An 18968-nucleotide genomic window follows, 5' to 3' on the forward strand; every position below is an offset into this window, starting at 1 on the left:
GTACCAGAGCGCTGCCAGCCAAACGGAATCAATCACATTCTTCGCTTGATCCGACCTTGCCACAGGGGAGAGAGCCATGGCCACTGCAACGACGCAGCCCGACGGGACACCCGGGCAGCAGCCCGTGGGCACCCAGCCGCCCCCGGAAACCATGCAGTTCCCGGACACGCCGAAGTTCCGGGGGTTCTTCGCCCCGTCGCGGATCGAGGCGGACGTCTACGACCTCGAGGTCGAGGGCTGTATACCTCCCGAGCTGAACGGTGCGTTCTACCGTGCCGCCGCGGACACCCAGTACCCGCCGCGGTTCCCGAACGACGTGTACATCAACGGCGACGGCATGATCCACATGGTGCGGTTCGACAACGGCCACGCGGATCTGAAGACGCGCTATGTCCGCACCCAGCGCTTCCAGCTCGAACGCGCCGCTCGCCAGGCCCTGTTCGGCGCCTACCGCAACCCCTACACCGACGATCCTTCCGTCGCCGGCATCGACGACGGCAACGCCAACACCTCGATCATCTGGCACGCGGGCAAGCTGCTCGCGCTCAAGGAGGCGGCGCTTCCGTACGAGCTGGATCCGGCGACGTTGGAGACCAAGGGTGTCTACGACTTCTCCGGCCAGATCCCGGGCCGTACCTTCACCGCGCACCCCAAGCACGACCCGCGCACCGGCGAGCTGATCGCCTTCGCGTACAACGCCAGCGGTCTGCCGGACAAGCAGATCCACATCCACGAGATCTCCGCGGACGGCAAGGTCACCCGTTCCCAGACCTTCGAGGTGCCGTACTCCTCGATGGTGCACGACTGGCTGGTCACCCGGGACCACTTCGTCTTCACGATTTCGCCCATGGTCGCCGACCCGGAGCAGATGAAGACGGAGGAGCAGTACTTCGTCTGGGACCCGAACCAGGGGACCTACGTCGCGATCATCCCGCGCGACCAGGGGGTGAGCGGCATCAAGTGGTTCCGCAGCGAGCAGCTCATGGAGACCCACACTCTGAACGCCTGGACGGACGGCGACGCCCTGATCGGCGACCACTTCACCACCAAGTCCGGCTGGTTCTCCCAGTTCCCGAAGACGACCGTCGGCTTCCTGCCCGAACAGCCGCCGTTCCTGCACCGCTGGACTTTCGACCTCACCCAGGGTGCCTCCCACTGGGACGACGCCACCGACACCTACCGCAGCGAGCAGCTCCTCGCCTCGCCCGGTGACATGCCCCGGGTCGACCCCCGTGTGCTGATGGAGAAGAACCGGCACTCCTGGGTCGGCGGCATGCACCCCGATCTGCCCATGCCCGAGTTCGGTCCCATGGGCCCGCCCTTCAACTCCCTCATCCACCGCGACGAAAGCACCGGTGCGACGGCCATCTGGGCCGCCGGCGAGCACGCCGCGCCGGAGGAACCGGTGTTCATTCCCAAGTCCGCGGACGCCGACGAGGGCGAGGGCTATCTGCTGGCGCTGGTCGGCCGGCGCGACCAGATGCGGCACGACCTGGCCATCCTGGACGCCCTCGACATCGCCGCCGGCCCGATCGCCACCGTGAAGATCCCCTTCCGGCTCCGGTACGGCTTCCACGGCACCTGGGTGCCCGCCAGCGAACTGGGAAGGTGAGCACACTCATGAGGCTTACCAGGTGCGGCCACGCCTGCGTCCGGCTGGAGCAGGACGGCGTCGTCATCGTCATCGACCCCGGCAATTACTCCGACCCGCACGCGCTCGAGGGTGCCCACGCCGTGCTCGTGACCCACGAGCACGTGGACCACTTCGCAGAGCCCGTACTGCGCGCGGCGGCCGAAGCCGATCCTGCCCTGCGGATCTGGGCCAACCGATCCGTGGCGGACCAGCTCGCCGGGCTCGGCGGCGGCCGGGTCACCGTGGTCGGCGACGGGGACGCCATCGACATCGAGGGCATCGGCGTCGAGGTGCACGGAGAACTGCATGCCGTGGTCCATCCGGACCTGCCGCGGGTCACCAACGTCGGCTTCCTCGTGGGAGACACCGACGCAGCCACCGTCTTCCACCCGGGCGACGCGTTCACCGTGCCGGCGCGCCCGGTGGACACCCTCCTGCTGCCCGTCCACGGCCCGTGGTCCAAGACGGGCGAAGTCATCGACTACGCCCGCGAGATCAAAGCCCGCAGCGCTCTGTCGATTCACGACGGCGGTCTCAGCGAGAGCGGGAACGCGCTGGCGGACCACATGCTGGAAATGTGCCTGAAGGACGTCGGGACCGATTACCAGCGGGTGGCGGCCGAGGCCGGAATCGAGCTCGCGTGATGGCTGCGTCGAGACAGATACAGAGGCCGCCGGTCGGGTGGCTGAGCCTCGAGGGGCGCGGCGCGCTCGTCATCGGGGCCGGAGGACTGGGCACCGCCTGCGTCCGGGGCCTGGCGGCAGCGGGAGCACGGCTGACGGTCGTCGACGCGGACGAGGCCCGCCTCAAGGCCCTGCGCGACGATCCGGCCTGTGCGGCCGCCGTCGTACGGACCCTCACCGCGGACCTGACGTCGTCCGAGGCGTGCGAGCGGGCGGTCGCCACGGCGGCCCGCGAGCTCGGTGGCCTGGATGTGCTGGTGCACGCCGTGGGCATGAACGACCGCCGTCCCGTGGTGGACACACCCGACGAGCTGTGGGACCGGATCATCACCCTGAACCTGTCGACCGCGTTCTGGACCGGACGCGCCGCAGGCCGGCTGATGCGCGAGGCGGGCCACGGCAGCATGGTGTTCTTCTCCTCCGTCTCCTCCCTGCTCGCCCACCGTCACCACGGCCCGTACGCCGCCTCGAAGGGCGGCTTGGACCAGTTGGTGAAGGTCATGGCCCGTGAATGGGCCACCGACGGCGTCACCGTCAACGCCGTCGCCCCGGGCTACTCGGAGACCGAGCTGACCCGCGCGTACCTGGCAAAGCCCGGAATACGTGAGGAGCTGACCAGCCTGGTCCCCGCCGGGCGCCTGGGACAGCCGGAGGACGTGGTCGGAGCCGTGCTGTTCCTCGCCTCCGCCCGCGCCGCGTACGTCACCGGTCAGGTGCTCTACGTGGACGGCGGCCGCACGCTCGTATGACGCCTCGTCCCTCTGCCCCAGAAGGGAGTGCTGATGAACGCACGCCTCGCCGGCCAGCTGCCCGGCGAACTGGACGAGCCGCAGGCCGAGGTCTACCGAGCCATCACCGGCGGTGCCCGGGCCACCGGACCGCAGGCGTTCGCCCTCACCGACGAGACCGGCCGACTGCGCGGCCCGTTCAACGCCATGCTGCTCAGCCCGCCTGTCGGGATGGCCGTGCAGGCGGTGGGCGCGGCGGTGCGCTACGAGTCGGTCCTGACCGACCGGGTGCGCGAGATGGCCGTCCTGGCCGTCGCCGCCCACTGGAACAGCACCTTCGAGCGCGAGGCCCACGAGGCGGTCGGCCGCGCCTGTGGCCTCACCGACTCCGAGCTGAGCACACTGCGCGCCGGCGGACTGCCGGACCTTGTCGACCCGGCCGAGCGCGCCGCGCTGTGCGCGACAGCCGCACTGGTGGGAGTCGGCGCTCTGAACGACCAGGAGTATGACGACACGGTGGCCGAGTGGGGGGAGCGAGGCCTGTTCGAACTCACCACCCTGGTCGGCTACTACGCCCTGCTCGCCCTGCAGTTGCGGGTCTTCGCGGGAGAAGGCCCGAAGGATCCCTGCGACACACCACAGACCGAAAGCGGGACACCATGAAGCTGGTCACGTTCGACGACGGACGCGTGGGAAGGCTGGAACTCGAAGAGCGGTTGGTGCTTCCGCTGGAGGTGGCGAGCACACGCGAGTACTTCGAGTGTGACGGCCGCGTCGCGGAGAGCGGGGAACGCCTCGCCCTGGACGACGTGACGCTGCGCGCACCGATCGTGCCGAAGAAGTTCTTCCACACCTCCGGCAACTTCCGTGAGCACGAGGACGAGTCGAAGAACGTCGACTGGTCGCACCCCATGCACAAGGGCATCGTCTTCTTCCAGAACGTCGACGCGATCGTCGGCCCCGACGAGCCGGTGATCCACCCCGAGCACCTGACGAGCGAACTCGACTACGAGCTGGAGATCGCCGTCGTCATCGGCAAACCCGGGAAGTTCTTCGGCGTGGACGACGCGCCCGACCACATCGCGGGATACGTGGTCTTCAACGACATCACCGCCCGCGACATCCAGCGCCGCGAGATGGAGTCCGGCGTCTTCTCCTTCTGCAAGGCCATCGACACCTTCTGCCCCGTCGGCCCGTACATCGTCACGGCCGACGAGATCCCCGACGCGCAGAACCTCGACATGGAACTGCGGGTGAACGGCGTGGTCCGGCAGAAGTCGAACACCAACCGCATGTCCGTCTCCATTCCGCACCTGGTCGCCTATCACTCCCCGCAGGGCTACAGCGCGGGGGATCTGATCACCACCGGCACCGTGCAGGGCGTCGCCGGCTTCAGCGGCAACCCGGACATGTACCTCAAGCCCGGTGACGTCGTCGAGGCGGAGGTCGAACGGCTCGGCGTCCTGCGCAACCCCATCGTCAGCTGGCGGCAGGGCCACGGCACGCCCGTACCGAAGAAGGTGGACTGGTGAGGTTCGGCGTACTGGACGGACGGGCCGTCGTGGTCCGCGGCGACCTGGCCGCGGACGTCCGCCGGGCCTCGAAGGGGCGGCTGCCCACCGATCCGATGATCCTGCTGGGGGAGTGGCCACGACTGCGCGAGTGGGCGGCCGGACTGCCCGACCGGGCCTACGACATCCCCGTCGACCCCACCGCACTCGGCGCACCGGTGCCCCGCCCTCGGCAGGTGTTCGCCATCGCCCTCAACTACCCGCCGCACGCCGCCGAAGCCGGCTTCACCCCGCCTGACGAACCCCTCGTCTTCACCAAGTTCCCGGCCTGCGTCACCGGCCCGCACACCACCGTCGCCCTTCCGCCGGGCAAGGTGGACTGGGAGGTCGAACTCGTCGCCGTCATCGGACGGGAGACGTACCGGGTGAGCGAGGACCGGGCCTGGGAGGCCGTCGCCGGTCTGACGGTCGGCCAGGACCTCTCCGAACGTGTGACCCAACTGCGGGGCGCGCCCGCACAGTTCAGCCTCGGCAAGTCGTTTCCGGGCTTCGGCCCCACCGGCCCGGTCCTGGTCACCCCGGACGAGTTCGCCGACCCCGACGACCTGGAGATCACCGGACTGCTCAACGGTGCGGCCGTCCAGCACGACCGCACCAAGTCGCTGATCTTCCCGGTGCCGGAGCTCGTCGCCCGCCTGTCGGCCGTAGTGCCGCTGTTCCCGGGCGACCTGGTCTTCACCGGCACCCCGGCCGGGGTCGGCAACCGCATGGACCCGCCCCGCTATCTCACCGAGGGCGACGAACTCGTCAGCCGTATCGAGGGCATCGGAGAGATCCGCCAGCGCTTCACGGCCGTACACCCCTGAAGGGACGTCTCATGACAGAGCAGAGCATCCCCCGCCGCTTCGAAGGCCGTACCGTCCTGGTCACCGGTGCCGGCACCGGCTACGGCGCCGAGATCGCCGTACGTGCCGCCCAGGAGGGCGCCCGGGTCGCCGTCCACTACCGCAGCTCCGCGGCGGGAGCCGAGAAGACGGTCGCCCGGATCAAGGAGGTCGGCGGCGAGGCGTTCACGGTGCAGGCCGACATCGCCGTCCACGCCGACGTCATCCGCATGGCCGAGGAGGTCTTCGGCCGCTTCGGCGGCCTGGACGTGCTGGTGAACAACGTCGGTGACACGGCGGGCGACCAGATGTCCTGGCGGGAGCTCACCGAGGAGTCCATCGACCACGTCCTCGCGGTGGACGTCAAGGGAACGATGCTGTGCGTCCACGAGTTCGGCTCCCGGATGCTGGAGCAGGGGCACGGTGCGATCGTCAACATCGGCTCCACCGTGATCGTGCGCGGCAGCGCCCGCGCTCCGCAGTACGCGGCCGCGAAGTACGGCCTCCTCGGCATCACCAAGTCCTACGCCCAGGCGTTCGCCCCCGCTGTGCGGGTCAACACCTTCGCCCCCGGATTCATGGAGACCGAGATGCTCCTCAACCGTGCGGACTGGAAGTCCGGCCGCCGCGCGGACATGATCGCCAAAACCCCGATGGGCCGCATCCCGGGCCCCGCCGAACTCGCGGGCACAGCCCTCTTCCTCGCCACCGACGACGCCGCCCACATGACCGGCGCCTACCTCAACGCCGACGGCGGCTTCAACATGATCGGCGCCTGACCTGCAGGACGCGCACCGGCCCGAGCAACCAAGAAGGACGACCCCGTGCCAGTTGACCGTAATCTTCTGATCGGCGGCAAGGAGACCCCGGCCGTCTCCGGCCGGACCACCGCCGACATCAGCCCTTGGACCGGTGAGCCCTGTGCGTGGGTCGCTGCCGCCGGCCCCGAGGACGTGCGAGCCGCGGTGGACGCGGCGGATGCCGCCTTCGCCGAGTGGGCGGCGCTCGCACCCTTCGCCCGGCGCAAGATCTTCCTGCGCGCGGCGGACCTCATGGAAGAGCGCCGTGAACAAGCCGTTGAGGTGATGGCCGCCGAGACGGGCGGAACCCGGGGGTGGGCGCTGTTCAACGTCGCGGTGGCCGCCAACATGCTGCGCGAGGCCGCCGCCGCGATCACCGCCCCGCGCGGGGATGTGCTCACCACCCAGGAGCCGGGCGGGCTGAGCCTTGCCGTCCGCGAACCCCTCGGTGTCGTGGCCGCGTTCGCACCGTGGAACGCGCCGGTCATCCTCGGCACCCGGGCGGTCGCCGCTCCGCTCGCGGCGGGCAACACCATCGTGGTCAAGGCGAGCGAGGACGCCCCGATCGCGTGCGGCCTGTTCGTCGCCGACGTGCTGCGCGACGCGGGACTACCCGACGGCGTCCTCAACGTCATCACCAACGACAAGGCGGACGCCGCGGGCATCGCGCGGACACTGATCGCGGATCCGCGGGTTGGTGCCGTCAACTTCACCGGCTCGACCGGCGTCGGGCGGATCATCGGTGCCCTGGCCGCCGAGCACCTCAAGCTGGCCGTGCTCGAACTCGGCGGCAAGAACTCCGTGATCGTGCTGGAGGACGCCGACCTCGACCATGCCGTGAACGCCGCCGCGTTCGCCGCGTTCATGAACTCCGGCCAGATCTGCATGTGCGCCGACCGTGTGCTGGTGCACACCTCACTCGTCGGCGAGTTCACCCGGCGGTTCGCCGCGAAGGTCGCCGGTCTGCCGAGCGGCGATCCGGGCCTGCCCGGCACCGTCATCGGCCCGCTGGTGGACGAAGCGGCCGCGCGGCGGGTCGCCGCCCTGGTCACGGACGCGGTCAGCAAGGGCGCGCGCGTCCTGACCGGCGGTGGCGAGCCGGAGGGGGCCGTGTATCAGGCGACCGTGCTCACCGACCTGCCCGAGGACGCGGAACTGCACCACGCCGAGGCCTTCGGACCGGTCGTCGCCATCAGGGCCTTCGCGGACGACGACGAGGCGGTGGCCCTGGCCAACGACACCGAGCACGGCCTCAGTTGCGGCATCCTCACCGAGAACGGCACCCACGGCCTGAAGGTGGCACGCCGCATCCGCACCGGCATCGTGCACGTGAACGACCAGTCGGTGGCGGACGAACCGCAGGCACCCTTCGGCGGGTTCGCGGCCTCGGGTTACGGCCGCTTCGGCGGACGCTGGGGCATCGAGTCCTTCTCGAACACTCGCTGGGTCACCCTCTCCACGGAGCACTCCCGCTACCCCTTCTGATCCTGCCGCGTACGGCGCCTGCCCGGAGCCGTCATCACCACAACCAGGGAGCCCCCATGGCAACGTTCCGTTTCGACACCCGAGTCGCACAGGACCCTGACCGCGTCTGGGCCGTCCTCACCGACGTGAGCATGATCCCGCAGTGGTTCCCGGCCGTGCAGGAGGCCCACTTCGACGGCACGCACCGCCACCTGACCACGGCCGAGGGCACGCTGAAGTCCCTCGTGGTGACGAAGGACGACGCACTGCGCCGCTTCCAGTACCGGTTCGTCGAGGGCATGCCCCAGCCCATCGACTTCCACCTGGGCACCATCGACGTGCTTCCCGACGGGGACGGTTCACGGGTGGTCTACAGCCAGGAGATCCTTCCCGAGGCCCTGGCAGCCATCGTCGAGGGAGCCGTGAGCGAGGGGATCGCGGGCATCGCCCGGCACTTCGCCGCACGCCCCTGACGCGGGAGGGGCGCACGAGGTGCGAGCCGGGCCGGCGGTGACACGGCGGGACACAGCGCACCTCCGATGATCACCACGTAGAGGGCTGCGGCGCCCACACTCGGTGAGGTTGCTGTGCCCGGAGTCGCCGGGGTGCGCCCCACCCCATTGCGAGAAGTGCCCCACCTGCGCGCCGTCACCCCCGGCGCGATGCGATCGGCGCCGACTTCGCCGGCCGCTCGGCCACCTTCCGGCCGAGCTCGTCGCTCATCGCGCAGGAGTGGCCGGTGAGGCGGAGTCGGGCAGGGGGCGTCGGGCGACCTCGTGGGCGTCGTCCTGTGGTACGCCCAGCATGCGCAGGACCATCTCGGCGAGGTTCACGGCGGCCTCGTCGCCGTCCAGGTCGGGGCGGGCGAATCGCATCTCCACCAGGGACAACAGGGTTCCGCCCAGTGCGGTCAGGGCGACCGCCGGGTCGGCGGGGGTGAAGCGGCCGGACGTCAGGCCGGCCTCAAGGTCTCGCAGTGCCCGCCGGGCCAGGCCGTTGTCCGAGTGGATGTGGCCCATGCCGCGGCGGCGCAGGACCTGCATCAGCTCGGGGTGGGAGTCGGCCATGCGGGCGCTGAGCCGGAAGCCCGCCGCGACGAGTTCCGCGGGGTCGTCGATCCCCGTCAGGCGCTCATCGAAGTTCTGGCCGAACTCCTCCAGCGCGTCCACCACGGCTGCCTCGAACAGCTCCGTCTTGGACTCGAAGTGGTTGTAGAAGGAGCCGAAACCGACGTCCGCGCGCTCGGCGATCGCCTGGATGCTGGCGCTGGTGTCCCCGGTCTCGGCGAGTATCTGCCGGGCCGCGCGGACGAGCGCCCGACGGGTCTCGGCGCGGCGCCGCTCGAAGCGGTTGCTGGGCGGGGCTGACGTAGACATACGCAGAGTCTACCCGCCCGGGCGATGACGATAGCAGCTCTGATGAGTTCATCATTCCTGCCGCGAACATCTTGACGACGGAACTGTCAAACCTGATGATTCCCTCATTAAGCAATGTTGCTCGGAGGGCACCATGTCTGAAACCCGCGTCCACGGGCCCGACGTCAAGACGGCCCACCAGGACCTGCACAGCGAACAGGGCGCCCTGCGCGGTGAGCATCCCGGTCGCTCCCGCAATCCCGTGATCAAGGTCGCGGACCTGGCCTGGCTGGAGTTCGAGAAGCCGGACTTGGAGCGGGCGGAGGTCTTCGCCCGTGACTTCGGCTTCGGCATCGCCGCCCGCACGGAGAGTGAGCTGTGGCTGCGGGGCAGCTTCGCGGGCTCGCCCTGCATGGTGATCCGGCGCGGTCGTACGTCTCGTTTCATCGGCCCGGCGTTCCGCGCGGCGGAGCGGGCCGACCTGGACCGGCTGGCGCGGGCCACCGGCTCCGATGTGCGGGACGCGGACGTGCCCGGTGGTGGCAAGGTGGTCGGCCTGCTCGACCCGTCCGGCTTCCCGGTGCGGGTGGTGCACTGCGGCGAGCAGCTTCCCGCGTTGCCGGAGCAGCGGCCGCTGCTCCTCAACTTCGGCACGGATCACCGCCGTACGAACACCACGCAGCGCCCGCCGCGCGAGCCGTCCCGGATCCAGCGGCTGGGACATCTGGTGCTGGAGACAAGGGTGTTCGCGCAGGCCCTGGACTGGTACCTGGACACCCTCGGCATGATCGTGTCCGACTTCCTGTTCCTGGACGGCCAGCGCGACCGCGGCCCGACGATGGCGTTCATCCGCTGCGACCTGGGCAGCGTGCCGGCCGACCACCACACGCTGGCCATGCATCTGGGCCCGGGCACGGGCTACGTCCACTCCGCCTACCAGGTCACCGACCTGGACTCCATCGCCGCCGGCGGCGAGTACCTCAAGGAGCGTGGCTACAAGCGCAGTTGGGGCATCGGCCGGCACATCCAGGGCAGCCAGCTGTTCGACTACTGGCGCGATCCCGACCGCTTCATGCTGGAGCACTTCGCCGACGGCGACCTGTTCTCCTGCGACGTCGAGCCCGGCTGGGCGCCCATGTCGACCAGCGGGCTGGCCCAGTGGGGCCCGCCCGCCACCCGGGACTTCCTCGGCGCGAGCCCCTCCCCCCAGCGGGTCCGCGACGTCATCCAGGCCCTGCGCGGCGGCAACGAAGTGGACCCGGCACGACTGTTCGGCCTGCTCAAGGCAGCCAACTCCTGAACCCTTGCCCGCAATCCCCTCACAAAGGCACTGACATGAGCACCAATGTCCTGCGCACCGCCGACGGCTGGTGGGTCGTCCGAGGTGACCGAGCCGTCCCGCTCGAGACCAAGGCCGCGACCACCGCTGAGCTGCTGGCCGACCGCGCCGCGGTCCACGAGGCCGCCGGCTCCGACGAGTCGGGCACTCCGGTTGCCGACCTGGTCGCGCTCTCGCCGGTCACCACGCCCTGCCGCGTGGTCGCCCAGATGGTCAACTACCGCAGTCACGCCCGCGATTCAGGCTTCACCGGAGACATCCCGCCCGCCTTCTTCCGCAAGGCGTCCGGCTCGGTCAGCGGCCCCGGCGAGGCCGTCGTCCGCCCCGCACACGTGAAGTTCCTCGACTACGAGATCGAGTTGGGCCTGGTCATGGGCGCGTCCCTGCCCGTCGGCACGGTGGTCGAGGAACGGGACCTGCCCGCGTACATCGCCGGGCTCGTGATCACCGACGACATCAGCGCCCGCGAGGTGCAGCTGACCAAGACGCAGTTCTACGAGAGCAAGTCGTACCCGACCTTCACCCCGACCGGGCCGTACCTGGCTCTGCTGGAGCCGGAGGACTTCGCCCATCTCCTGGACCTGCGGCTGAAGCTGTCCGTCAACGGCGAGCTGCGTCAGGACCGCACCCTCGCCGACATGATCGTCCGCCCGGCGCAGGCCCTGACCCTGCTGGCCCGGTTCCAGACCCTCGACCCCGGCGACCTGCTGCTGACCGGCACGCCCGGCGGTACGGCGCTGAAGGCCCCGCCGAAGCCGGTGGAGAAGATCGGCGCGCTGCTGCCGCCCGCCGTGAAGTGGAAGGCGTTCTTCAAGAGCCAGGCGAAGAACCCGCACTACCTCAGCCCGGGAGACGTGATCACGGCGACGATCGCGACTCCGGACGGCCGGATCGACCTCGGCGAACAGCGCACCCCCGTCACGGACGCGAAATGAGACCCGAAGCACATGATCTTCGAACGTAACGGGGCAGACGTACCCGTGGTGATCGTCGGCGCCGGGCCCGTGGGCGTGACCGCCGCCCTCCTCCTGGCCCGGCGCGGAGTCCGCAGCGTCGTCCTCGAACGCCACCGGGACATCTACCCGCTCCCGCGCGCCGCCGCCACCGACGACGAGGTACGCCGGATCCTCCAGGCCGCGGGCGTGGGAGAGGAGTTCGACGCGATGGCCCGCCCGGCGAACGGGCTGCGGCTGCTGGACGCCCGGCACCGCGTGATGACCGAGTTCCGGCGCACCGAGCACGGCCTGCACGGCTACCCGCAGACCAGCATGTTCGACCAGCCCGAGCTGGAACGCGTACTGCGCGACGCCCTGGCCCGGCACCCGGAATGCGAACTGCGGGGCGGAGTGCAGGTCACCGGCATCGGCCCGGACACCGAGGGCCCCGTGCGCGTGACCTACCGGGACGACGACGGTGAGCATCACCTGTGGGCCGACGCGGTGCTCGGCTGCGACGGCGCGAACAGCCTCACCCGCGAGGCGATCGGCGCCGTATGGGAGGACCTGCGCTTCGAGGAACGCTGGACCGTCATCGACGTCCGCACGACGGCCGGCGTGCGCTGCTGGGAGGGGGTCGACCAGGTCTGCGACCCCGACCGGCCGGCGACCTTCGCGCGCATCGGAGAAGACCGTTACCGCTGGGAGTTCCGGCTGCGCGAGGGGGCGGAGCAGCCGGTCCGCGAGTTGGTCGCTCCGTGGCTGCCGGCCTCGCACGAGGCGGACTTCGAGATCATCCGCGAGGCGCAGTACACCTTCCGGGCACGCCTCGCCGACCGCTGGCGCAGCGGACGGGTCTTCCTGCTCGGCGATGCCGCCCACCTCACCCCGCCGTTCATCGGACAGGGGCTGTGCGCGGGCCTGCGGGACGCCTACAACCTCACCTGGAAGCTCGCCCGCGTGCTCCGACAGGGCGGTGACGAGCGGCTGTTGGACACCTACGAGAGTGAACGCAAGCCGCACGCCCGGCATATGATCCGGCTCGCGGTCGCCGTGGGCTGGGCCATGACCGGCGGCCAGGACAGTGCCGCCGCGATCCGCCGCGGGGCCCTGGCCGCGGCCTGCCGCATACCCGGCCTGACCGAACTGGCCGGCCGCGACCTCAGCCCGCCCCTGACCAGGGGACTCCTCGTACGCCGCCGCCTCCGCAAGGGCCTTGCGGGAACGCACTGCCCCCAACCATGGATCACCGCCGACGGACGGCGCAGCCGCCTCGACGAGGTGCTCGGCGACTCCCTCACCATCCTGACCATCGCCGATCCCTGGCCCTCGCTGAACGCCCTCGCCCACGCGCTCGGTGTCCGGGCGATCCCCGTCACCGGCCTCGGCGACGACGGCACGCTCGCCGCCTGGCTGCGCGCCGGCCGTGCGGACGCCGTGCTGTTGCGCCCCGACCGCGTCGTCATGGACGTCGTCCCCGCCGGGGGCCGGGATTTCACCGGCACCGCCGCCTGGGCGCCCCTTCTGCACAGCGCCCGCAGTCCCCACCCGCCGCGACGAACCGTCGACAACAGCCTGCTGAGGAGCGTCACCTGATGAGTGTGCCCGAGCCTTTCATGACGCCGGATCCGCAGGCCGTCGCGGACAGCAACCTCATGGACTTCGCCCGCCATGTCGGGCTGTCCGGCGCCGACTACGCCGACCTGTACCGCTGGTCGGTCACGGACCTGGAGGGCTTCTGGGGGGCGGTGTGGGAGTACTTCGACATCGACGCGGACACGCCGTACGAGCGGGTGCTGGCGGAGGAGAGGATGCCGGGCGCCCGCTGGTTCCCTGGTGCCACCCTCAACTACGCCCACCACGCCCTGCGGAACCTCGCCGACGATGCCGTGGCGGTCATCGCCCTGGACGAAACCGGCTCCTGCTACGAGGTGACCGCGAGCCGCCTGCGCGCCCAGGTCGCCTCGGTCGCGGCCACCCTGCGCGAGCTGGGCGTGGGGTCAGGCGACCGGGTGGTGGGCTATCTGCCCAACACCCCGCACGCGATCGTGGCGTTCCTGGCCGCCGCGAGCCTGGGCGCCGTGTGGTCGGTGTGCGGCCAGGACTACGCCCCCGAGGCCGCCGCCGACCGCTTCGCCCAGCTCGAACCCACCGTCCTGATCGCCGCCGACGGCTACCTCTTCAACGGCACCACCCACGACCGCCGCGACGCCACCCTTGAACTCGCCCATGCGCTGCCCACCTTGAAGGCCACTCTGCTGGTGGACCATGTGGGCCTGCCCTGGCCGTCGAGGGCGTACCCCTCGCTGGTGCTCCCGTGGGAGGAGGCAGCCACCCGCACCGAGGAACTCACCTGCACCCCGGTGCCGTTCGACCACCCCCTGTGGGTCGTCTTCTCCTCCGGCACCACCGGTCTGCCCAAGGGAATCGTCCACGGCCACGGCGGCGTCCTGCTCGAACACCTCAAAACCCTGGGCCTGCACTGCGACCTGGGTCCCGACGACTGCTTCCTGTGGTACACCACGACCCACTGGATGATGTGGAACCTCGTCGCCTCGACGCTGCTGACGGGCGCTACGACCTGCACGTACGACGGCAGCCCGGCACCCCTCACCCAGCCCGACATCCTGTGGAAGCTGGCCGCGCGCCACCAGGTCACCGTCTTCGGCACCAGCCCCCAATACCTGCTGGGCATGGCCAAGTTCGGCATCGACCCGTCCGTACACGACCCGTCGTCGATCCGCGTGGTCGGCTGCACCGGCTCCGCCCTGCCGGCCTCCGCCTACCCCTGGGTCCGCGACCACGTCGGCGACCGCGTACTGCTCGCGTCGATCAGCGGCGGCACCGACGTCGTCTCCGGCTTCGCGGGCAGCGCGCCCAACACGCCGGTCTGGGCAGGGGAGTTGTCCGCACCCCATCTGGGCGTGGCGCTGGCCGCCTATGACGCCGAGGGCTTCCCGGTTGTGGACCGGGTGGGCGAGCTGGTCGTCACCCGTCCCATGCCGTCGATGCCGCTGTACTTCTGGAACGACCCCGACGGCACCCGCTACCGCGACGCGTACTTCTCCTTCTACCCCGGTGTCTGGCGGCACGGCGACTGGATCACAGTTACCGGCCACGGCTCAGTGATCGTCCACGGCCGCTCCGACTCCACACTCAACCGCAACGGCGTCCGGCTCGGCAGCGCCGACATCCATGGCGTCGTCGAACGCCTTCCCGAGATCGCGGAAGCCCTGGTCATCGGCGTGGAGGAACCCGACGGCGGCTACTGGATGCCGCTGTTCGTGGTGCTCGCCGCCGGGGTGACCCTGGACGACCCGCTCCGCCAGAAGATCAAGGAAGCCATCCGGACCGGGGCCTCGCCCCGCCACGTCCCCGGCGAGATCATCGAAGTACCGGGCATCCCGCACACCCGCACCGGCAAGAAACTCGAAGTCCCCGTCAAACGCCTCCTCCAGGGCGCCCCGGTCGAACAGGTCGTCAACCTGGCCACCGTGGATGTCCCCGGACTCATCGACTACTACGTCCGCCTGGGCGCTGAACGCAGGGAACGATCGGCATGACAACCGTACACACCACGATCGCCGTCGCGCTGTCCCTGGTCTTCTTCCCTCTGGGGCTGGCGAAGATCACCGCGGTGCCGTTCATGCGGCAGGCAGCTGCGCACCTCGGCATGTCGCCGGGGCTCTACCGCGTCATCGGCGCCCTGGAAGTGGCGGGAGCCGCCGGGCTGCTGTTCGGCCTGGCGTCGACCCCGCTCGGGGTGGCCGCCGCTGCCGGGCTGGCTGTGCTCATGGTGGCTGCCGCGGTGGTCCACCTGCGCCACGGCGACCCGCCCGTGCGGGCCCTGCCCGCCGCCGTACTGGCCCTGACGGCGGTGGCGTACGCCGGGGCGGCGATCGCCACCGGCTGACGCACCGGGTTGCGCGCCGCACCGGGCAGGACACTGTCGATGCCCGACCGCTCACGGGCCTCCCATGCGGCGTACCGTCGACAGTGTGGAGTACACCGCCGCCAGCCTTGTGTCCCGTGTCGCCGGCGACCTCGGGCCGAAGGCGGACGAGGTGATCGCCGACGTGGTGCGGTGCCTGCGGCGTGAGGTTCCCGAACTGTGGAGCAACCCGGATCTCGTCCGCATGACGTCCGAGAACATCACCGAGCACGTCGTCGGCGTGCTGGCCGGCCTGGAATACGGCATCGAGCCGAGCGAGATGGATCCGCCGGCCGCCGAGCTGGAACGCGCGCGTCGGCTGGCCCGGCACGGCCCGCCGGTCACAGTGCTGTTGCGGGCCTTCCGGTTCGGTCAGGGCATCGTCCTGGACAGACTGCTCGCCGAAATGCCTCGGCTGACGAAGGACGCGGAGTTGATCAGCGCGGCATCGCGCCTCCTGATCGCGATGGCGAACGGATACGTCGACGATGCGTCCGAGCAAGGTGTCACGGCGTTCCAGGAGGAGCGGGACCGGCGACTGCAATGGCGGCTGTCCTTGGTGAACGAGGCCGGTCTGCGCATCGGGACCACCCTGGACATCGCTCGTACCACCCAGGAACTGGCGGACCTCGCTCTCGACCACTTCGCCGACCTGGTCACCGTCGACCTGCTCGACGCCGTGGTCCACGGGGCCGACGGTCCGGCGCCGGGCCCGCTCGAACTGCGCCGGGTCGCCCAGGCGTCGTCGGCGCAAGGCGGCCCGAAGCCGACGGTCGGGTTGGGGGCGGTTCACACCTGCGCGGACGGATCGGTCACCGCTCGCGCCCTGGCCACCGGCCGGCCGTCCCGGCACACGACGCCGACGGATCCGGCCGACGGCTTCGGCACCCATCCTGCCCGCTCGACGCTGGTGGTGCCGCTGAGCGCCCGCGGCGCCACTCTTGGCGTCGCGCGGTTCTGCCGTCACCGCGACCCGGTTCCCTTCGACGACGAGGACCTGTTCCTCGCCCAGGAGATCGCGGCCAGGGCGGCCGTGGCCATCGACAACGCCCGCCGCTACACATACGCCCGTGCCACGGCCCTCACTCTCCAGCGCAGTCTGCTGCCACGGCGTACGGCGGAGCAGACCGCCGTCGATGTCGCCTGCCGCTACCTGCCCGCCGGAGCCCAGGCCGGTGTGGGTGGCGACTGGTACGACGTCATCCCGCTGTCCGGAGCCAGGGTCGCCCTGGTCGTGGGCGATGTGGTCGGCCACGGCATTCACGCCGCCGCCACGATGGGGCGCCTGCGCACCGCGGTGCGTACCCTCGCCGACATCGACCTGCCTCCGGAGGAGCTGCTGACGCACCTGGACGATGTCGTCATCCGGCTGTCCGCCGAAGCCTCGGCCGACCCGGACCCGGAAACGGCCGGGGACGTCGGCGCCACATGCCTGTACGCCGTCTACGACCCCGTCGACGGCCGCTGCTCCCTGGCCCGCGCCGGGCACGTGCTGCCCGCCGTGGTGAGCGGCGACGGAACCGTCGACCTCCTGGATCTGCCGCCCGGTCCGCCGCTGGGCCTGGGCGGACTGCCGTTCGAAGCGGCGGAGGTCGACCTGCCCGAAGGCAGCCTCCTCGCCCTGTACACCGACGGCCTGGTCGAAGCCCGCGACCGCGATATCGAGGCGGGCCTCGCCCTCCTGCGCCAAGCCCTCGCACAGCCCTCCGCCTCCCTGGAGGACACCTGCGACACCGTGCTCCAGGCCTTGCTGCCCGCAGGCCGACCGCACGACGACGCCGCCCTGCTGCTCGCCCGCACCCGTGCCCTCGGGGACCACCAAGTCGCCGCCTGGGACGTGGACGCCGACCCGGCAGCCGTCGCCCGGGCTCGTGCGAGCGCCGTCCGGCAGCTGTCGTCCTGGGGACTGGGCGACCTCGACTTCATCACCGAACTGGTGGTCAGCGAACTGGTCACCAACGCCATCCGCTACGGCCGGCCCCCCATCCGCCTGCGCCTCATCCGTGACCAGTCGCTCCTGTGCGAGGTGTCCGACGCTGGCAGCACCACCCCCCACCTGCGCCGGGCCCGCGCCTCCGACGAGGGCGGACGGGGCCTGCTCCTTGTCGCCCAGCTGGCCGAGCGCTGGGGAACGCGCCACGCCCGGCAGGGCAAGACGGTCTGGGCCGAGCTGGGCAAGGAGAAGCACGCCGGGCTCTGGGAGCCGGCCTCCGTCCTATAGCTTGCGCCGGCGCATGAAGAGAGAACACTCGCAGTTCTGATGAGTTCATCGTTTTCTGTGCCGTAACTCTTGACGCAGCATTCCATCAAGCTTGATTATTTCGTCATTACGGCGTTGTTGCGCTGACGGCACCCGCCCGTGCACGGGATGGAGCGGGAACTCGCCGAGGCTGCGCTCTCGTCAGCTGTCCGCCGACCGCCCGCCCCACACGCACACCCGACATGCCCCCGCTCTCTCACCGCCCCTTCAGGAGGGCTGTTCATGCCCATGCTTGCGGGAATTCCCGTCTACCGCCCCGATCTGTACTCGGCGTCGGCCATCCGCGACACTCATCCGCACTACGCCGCGCTGCGTGAGCTCGGTCCCGTGGTCTGGCTGAGCAGGCACAAGGTCTACGCCCTGCCGCGCTACGCCGAGTGCAAGCAGGTGCTGCTGGACGACGACACCTTCGTCTCCTCGGACGGCGTCGGTCTGAACCCCGTTGCCAACCGTGTGGGTCAGGGCACCACGCTGTGCAGTGACGGTGAGGAGCACGCCCGCCGCCGCTCCCTCCTCGCGCATCGCCTCACGCCCAGGGCTCTGCGCACCATGAAGGACACGGTCGACGAGCAGGCGGCCGCCGTGGTCGCGGCAGCCGTAGCCCGCCGAACGGTGGATGCGGTGGAGGTCGCCACGGCGCTGCCGATGTCGGTCGTCCCCGACCTGGTCGGCTGGCCCCGGCAGGGCCGCGAGCACCTGCTGCGCTGGGCCGGCGCCACCTTCGACGCGCTGGGTCCGTTCAATCGCCAGGCGGTGCGCACCCTCCCCTCGTCCCTCGGCATGCTGCGCTACGCGCGCGCTGTCGTGCGCGACCGGTCCGTCTTGGACGGCAGCATGGGCCACGACCTGCTGCGCGCCGCCGACGAGGGCCGGATCATGCCCGCCGAGTGCGCCACCATGATGATGGACTATCTGGCCCCCTCCCTGGACACCACCATCAGCGCCATCTCCAGTGCCCTGTACCTGTTCGCCACCCACCCCGAACAGTGGCGGCTGCTGAAGGCGGACCCGGAGCTGGTCCCGAAAGCGGTCAACGAGATCGTCCGCTACGAATCCCCGATCCGCGCCTTCTCCCGCACCGCCGCCTGCGACACGGAACTCGCGGGCATCGCCCTCCCCAAGGGCTCCCGGATACTCGTCCTCTACGGCTCCGCCAATCGCGACCCGCTGGAGTGGGACGACCCGGACACCTTCGACATCCGCCGCGACGCCGCCCGCCAACTCGGCTTCGGGCAGGGCACCCACGGCTGCGCTGGCCAGGGCCTGGCCCGCATGGAGACCTCGGCGATGCTCCGCGCCCTGGTCGAACGCGTCGACCGCATCGAGGTGGCCGGGACACCCGAGTGGGCCCTGAACAACGTCATCCATCGCCTCGAGCGTCTGCCGCTCGAACTCATCCCCGCCTGAACCCCGCCGCTCGCCCGTTCGAGGACAGCTGAGGACAG

General features: G+C 70.5%; 17 protein-coding genes. 16 read left to right on the forward strand and 1 reads right to left on the reverse strand.

Annotated elements, in window-relative coordinates; all coding sequences use genetic code 11:
* Positions 1-76: 76 nt before the first annotated feature.
* Genes ACSUPV_RS37865 through ACSUPV_RS37905 form a run of 9 tightly spaced genes read left to right on the forward strand, consistent with a single transcriptional unit; the run spans position 77 to position 8176 of the window.
* Positions 77-1612 (forward strand): carotenoid oxygenase family protein, encoded by a 1536-nt coding sequence (locus ACSUPV_RS37865; protein WP_436949540.1) that lies wholly within the window; start codon positions 77-79, stop codon positions 1610-1612.
* A gap of 8 nt (positions 1613-1620) precedes the next feature.
* Positions 1621-2277: an MBL fold metallo-hydrolase gene (locus tag ACSUPV_RS37870; protein ID WP_436949541.1), complete on the forward strand. Its 657-nt coding sequence runs from the start codon at positions 1621-1623 to the stop codon at positions 2275-2277.
* On the forward strand, positions 2277-3065 hold the full coding sequence (locus ACSUPV_RS37875; protein WP_436949542.1) for an SDR family NAD(P)-dependent oxidoreductase: 789 nt from the start codon (positions 2277-2279) through the stop codon (positions 3063-3065). Before ACSUPV_RS37870 ends, ACSUPV_RS37875 begins: the two co-directional genes overlap by 1 nt.
* Positions 3066-3098: 33 nt before the next feature.
* Entirely contained in the window at positions 3099-3707 is a 609-nt protein-coding gene (locus ACSUPV_RS37880) for a carboxymuconolactone decarboxylase family protein (protein WP_436949543.1), read from the forward strand.
* A complete protein-coding gene (locus ACSUPV_RS37885; protein WP_436949544.1) occupies positions 3704-4576 on the forward strand; it encodes a fumarylacetoacetate hydrolase family protein in 873 nt (290 codons plus the stop codon). The genes ACSUPV_RS37880 and ACSUPV_RS37885 overlap by 4 nt, the downstream gene beginning before the upstream one ends.
* A complete protein-coding gene (locus ACSUPV_RS37890) occupies positions 4573-5421 on the forward strand; it encodes a fumarylacetoacetate hydrolase family protein (protein WP_436949545.1) in 849 nt (282 codons plus the stop codon). The genes ACSUPV_RS37885 and ACSUPV_RS37890 overlap by 4 nt, the downstream gene beginning before the upstream one ends.
* Before the next feature lie 11 nt (positions 5422-5432).
* Positions 5433-6218, forward strand: a complete 786-nt coding sequence (locus ACSUPV_RS37895; protein ID WP_436949546.1) for an SDR family NAD(P)-dependent oxidoreductase — start codon at positions 5433-5435, stop codon at positions 6216-6218.
* A gap of 45 nt (positions 6219-6263) precedes the next feature.
* Positions 6264-7724, forward strand: a complete 1461-nt coding sequence (locus ACSUPV_RS37900) for an aldehyde dehydrogenase family protein (protein WP_436949547.1) — start codon at positions 6264-6266, stop codon at positions 7722-7724.
* A gap of 56 nt (positions 7725-7780) precedes the next feature.
* On the forward strand, positions 7781-8176 hold the full coding sequence (locus tag ACSUPV_RS37905; protein WP_436949548.1) for an SRPBCC family protein: 396 nt from the start codon (positions 7781-7783) through the stop codon (positions 8174-8176).
* Positions 8177-8422: 246 nt separating this feature from the next.
* Here the strand turns inward: ACSUPV_RS37905 and ACSUPV_RS37910 are convergent, their stop codons facing one another.
* On the reverse strand, positions 8423-9079 hold the full coding sequence (locus ACSUPV_RS37910; protein WP_436949549.1) for a TetR/AcrR family transcriptional regulator: 657 nt from the start codon (positions 9077-9079) through the stop codon (positions 8423-8425).
* Between the two features lie 133 nt (positions 9080-9212).
* Here ACSUPV_RS37910 and ACSUPV_RS37915 point away from each other — a divergent pair, with 133 nt between their 5' ends.
* The 7 genes from ACSUPV_RS37915 to ACSUPV_RS37945 all read left to right on the forward strand — a co-directional run bounded on the left by ACSUPV_RS37915 (position 9213) and on the right by ACSUPV_RS37945 (position 18930).
* Complete coding sequence (locus ACSUPV_RS37915) at positions 9213-10358, forward strand: VOC family protein (protein WP_436949550.1); 1146 nt, start codon at positions 9213-9215, stop codon at positions 10356-10358.
* 35 nt (positions 10359-10393) lie between these two features.
* Entirely contained in the window at positions 10394-11332 is a 939-nt protein-coding gene (locus ACSUPV_RS37920; RefSeq protein WP_436949551.1) for a fumarylacetoacetate hydrolase family protein, read from the forward strand.
* 12 nt (positions 11333-11344) lie between these two features.
* On the forward strand, positions 11345-12928 hold the full coding sequence (locus ACSUPV_RS37925) for a bifunctional 3-(3-hydroxy-phenyl)propionate/3-hydroxycinnamic acid hydroxylase (RefSeq protein ID WP_436949552.1): 1584 nt from the start codon (positions 11345-11347) through the stop codon (positions 12926-12928).
* Positions 12928-14895: an acetoacetate--CoA ligase gene (locus ACSUPV_RS37930; protein ID WP_436949553.1), complete on the forward strand. Its 1968-nt coding sequence runs from the start codon at positions 12928-12930 to the stop codon at positions 14893-14895. The genes ACSUPV_RS37925 and ACSUPV_RS37930 overlap by 1 nt, the downstream gene beginning before the upstream one ends.
* Positions 14892-15245: a DoxX family protein gene (locus ACSUPV_RS37935; RefSeq protein ID WP_359785144.1), complete on the forward strand. Its 354-nt coding sequence runs from the start codon at positions 14892-14894 to the stop codon at positions 15243-15245. Before ACSUPV_RS37930 ends, ACSUPV_RS37935 begins: the two co-directional genes overlap by 4 nt.
* Positions 15246-15330: 85 nt before the next feature.
* A complete protein-coding gene (locus tag ACSUPV_RS37940; RefSeq protein WP_436949554.1) occupies positions 15331-17484 on the forward strand; it encodes a SpoIIE family protein phosphatase in 2154 nt (717 codons plus the stop codon).
* A 261-nt stretch (positions 17485-17745) separates the two neighbouring features.
* Positions 17746-18930 (forward strand): cytochrome P450, encoded by a 1185-nt coding sequence (locus ACSUPV_RS37945; protein WP_436949555.1) that lies wholly within the window; start codon positions 17746-17748, stop codon positions 18928-18930.
* Positions 18931-18968: the final 38 nt, after the last annotated feature.

Source organism: Streptomyces sp. SudanB52_2052 (assembly GCF_964272415.1).
Classification (GTDB): domain Bacteria; phylum Actinomycetota; class Actinomycetes; order Streptomycetales; family Streptomycetaceae; genus Streptomyces; species Streptomyces olindensis.

Excerpts from the sequence above, each read along its gene's own strand:
- ACSUPV_RS37865 (WP_436949540.1), top strand. The coding sequence starts at position 77 with ATGGCCACTGCAACGACGCAGCCCGACGGGACACCCGGGCAGCAGCCC.
- ACSUPV_RS37870 (WP_436949541.1), top strand. The coding sequence starts at position 1,621 with ATGAGGCTTACCAGGTGCGGCCACGCCTGCGTCCGGCTGGAGCAGGAC.
- ACSUPV_RS37875 (WP_436949542.1), top strand. The coding sequence starts at position 2,277 with ATGGCTGCGTCGAGACAGATACAGAGGCCGCCGGTCGGGTGGCTGAGC.
- ACSUPV_RS37880 (WP_436949543.1), top strand. The coding sequence starts at position 3,099 with ATGAACGCACGCCTCGCCGGCCAGCTGCCCGGCGAACTGGACGAGCCG.
- ACSUPV_RS37885 (WP_436949544.1), top strand. The coding sequence starts at position 3,704 with ATGAAGCTGGTCACGTTCGACGACGGACGCGTGGGAAGGCTGGAACTC.
- ACSUPV_RS37895 (WP_436949546.1), top strand. The coding sequence starts at position 5,433 with ATGACAGAGCAGAGCATCCCCCGCCGCTTCGAAGGCCGTACCGTCCTG.
- ACSUPV_RS37905 (WP_436949548.1), top strand. The coding sequence starts at position 7,781 with ATGGCAACGTTCCGTTTCGACACCCGAGTCGCACAGGACCCTGACCGC.
- ACSUPV_RS37910 (WP_436949549.1), bottom strand. The coding sequence starts at position 9,079 with ATGTCTACGTCAGCCCCGCCCAGCAACCGCTTCGAGCGGCGCCGCGCC.
- ACSUPV_RS37915 (WP_436949550.1), top strand. The coding sequence starts at position 9,213 with ATGTCTGAAACCCGCGTCCACGGGCCCGACGTCAAGACGGCCCACCAG.
- ACSUPV_RS37920 (WP_436949551.1), top strand. The coding sequence starts at position 10,394 with ATGAGCACCAATGTCCTGCGCACCGCCGACGGCTGGTGGGTCGTCCGA.
- ACSUPV_RS37925 (WP_436949552.1), top strand. The coding sequence starts at position 11,345 with ATGATCTTCGAACGTAACGGGGCAGACGTACCCGTGGTGATCGTCGGC.
- ACSUPV_RS37930 (WP_436949553.1), top strand. The coding sequence starts at position 12,928 with ATGAGTGTGCCCGAGCCTTTCATGACGCCGGATCCGCAGGCCGTCGCG.
- ACSUPV_RS37935 (WP_359785144.1), top strand. The coding sequence starts at position 14,892 with ATGACAACCGTACACACCACGATCGCCGTCGCGCTGTCCCTGGTCTTC.
- ACSUPV_RS37945 (WP_436949555.1), top strand. The coding sequence starts at position 17,746 with ATGCCCATGCTTGCGGGAATTCCCGTCTACCGCCCCGATCTGTACTCG.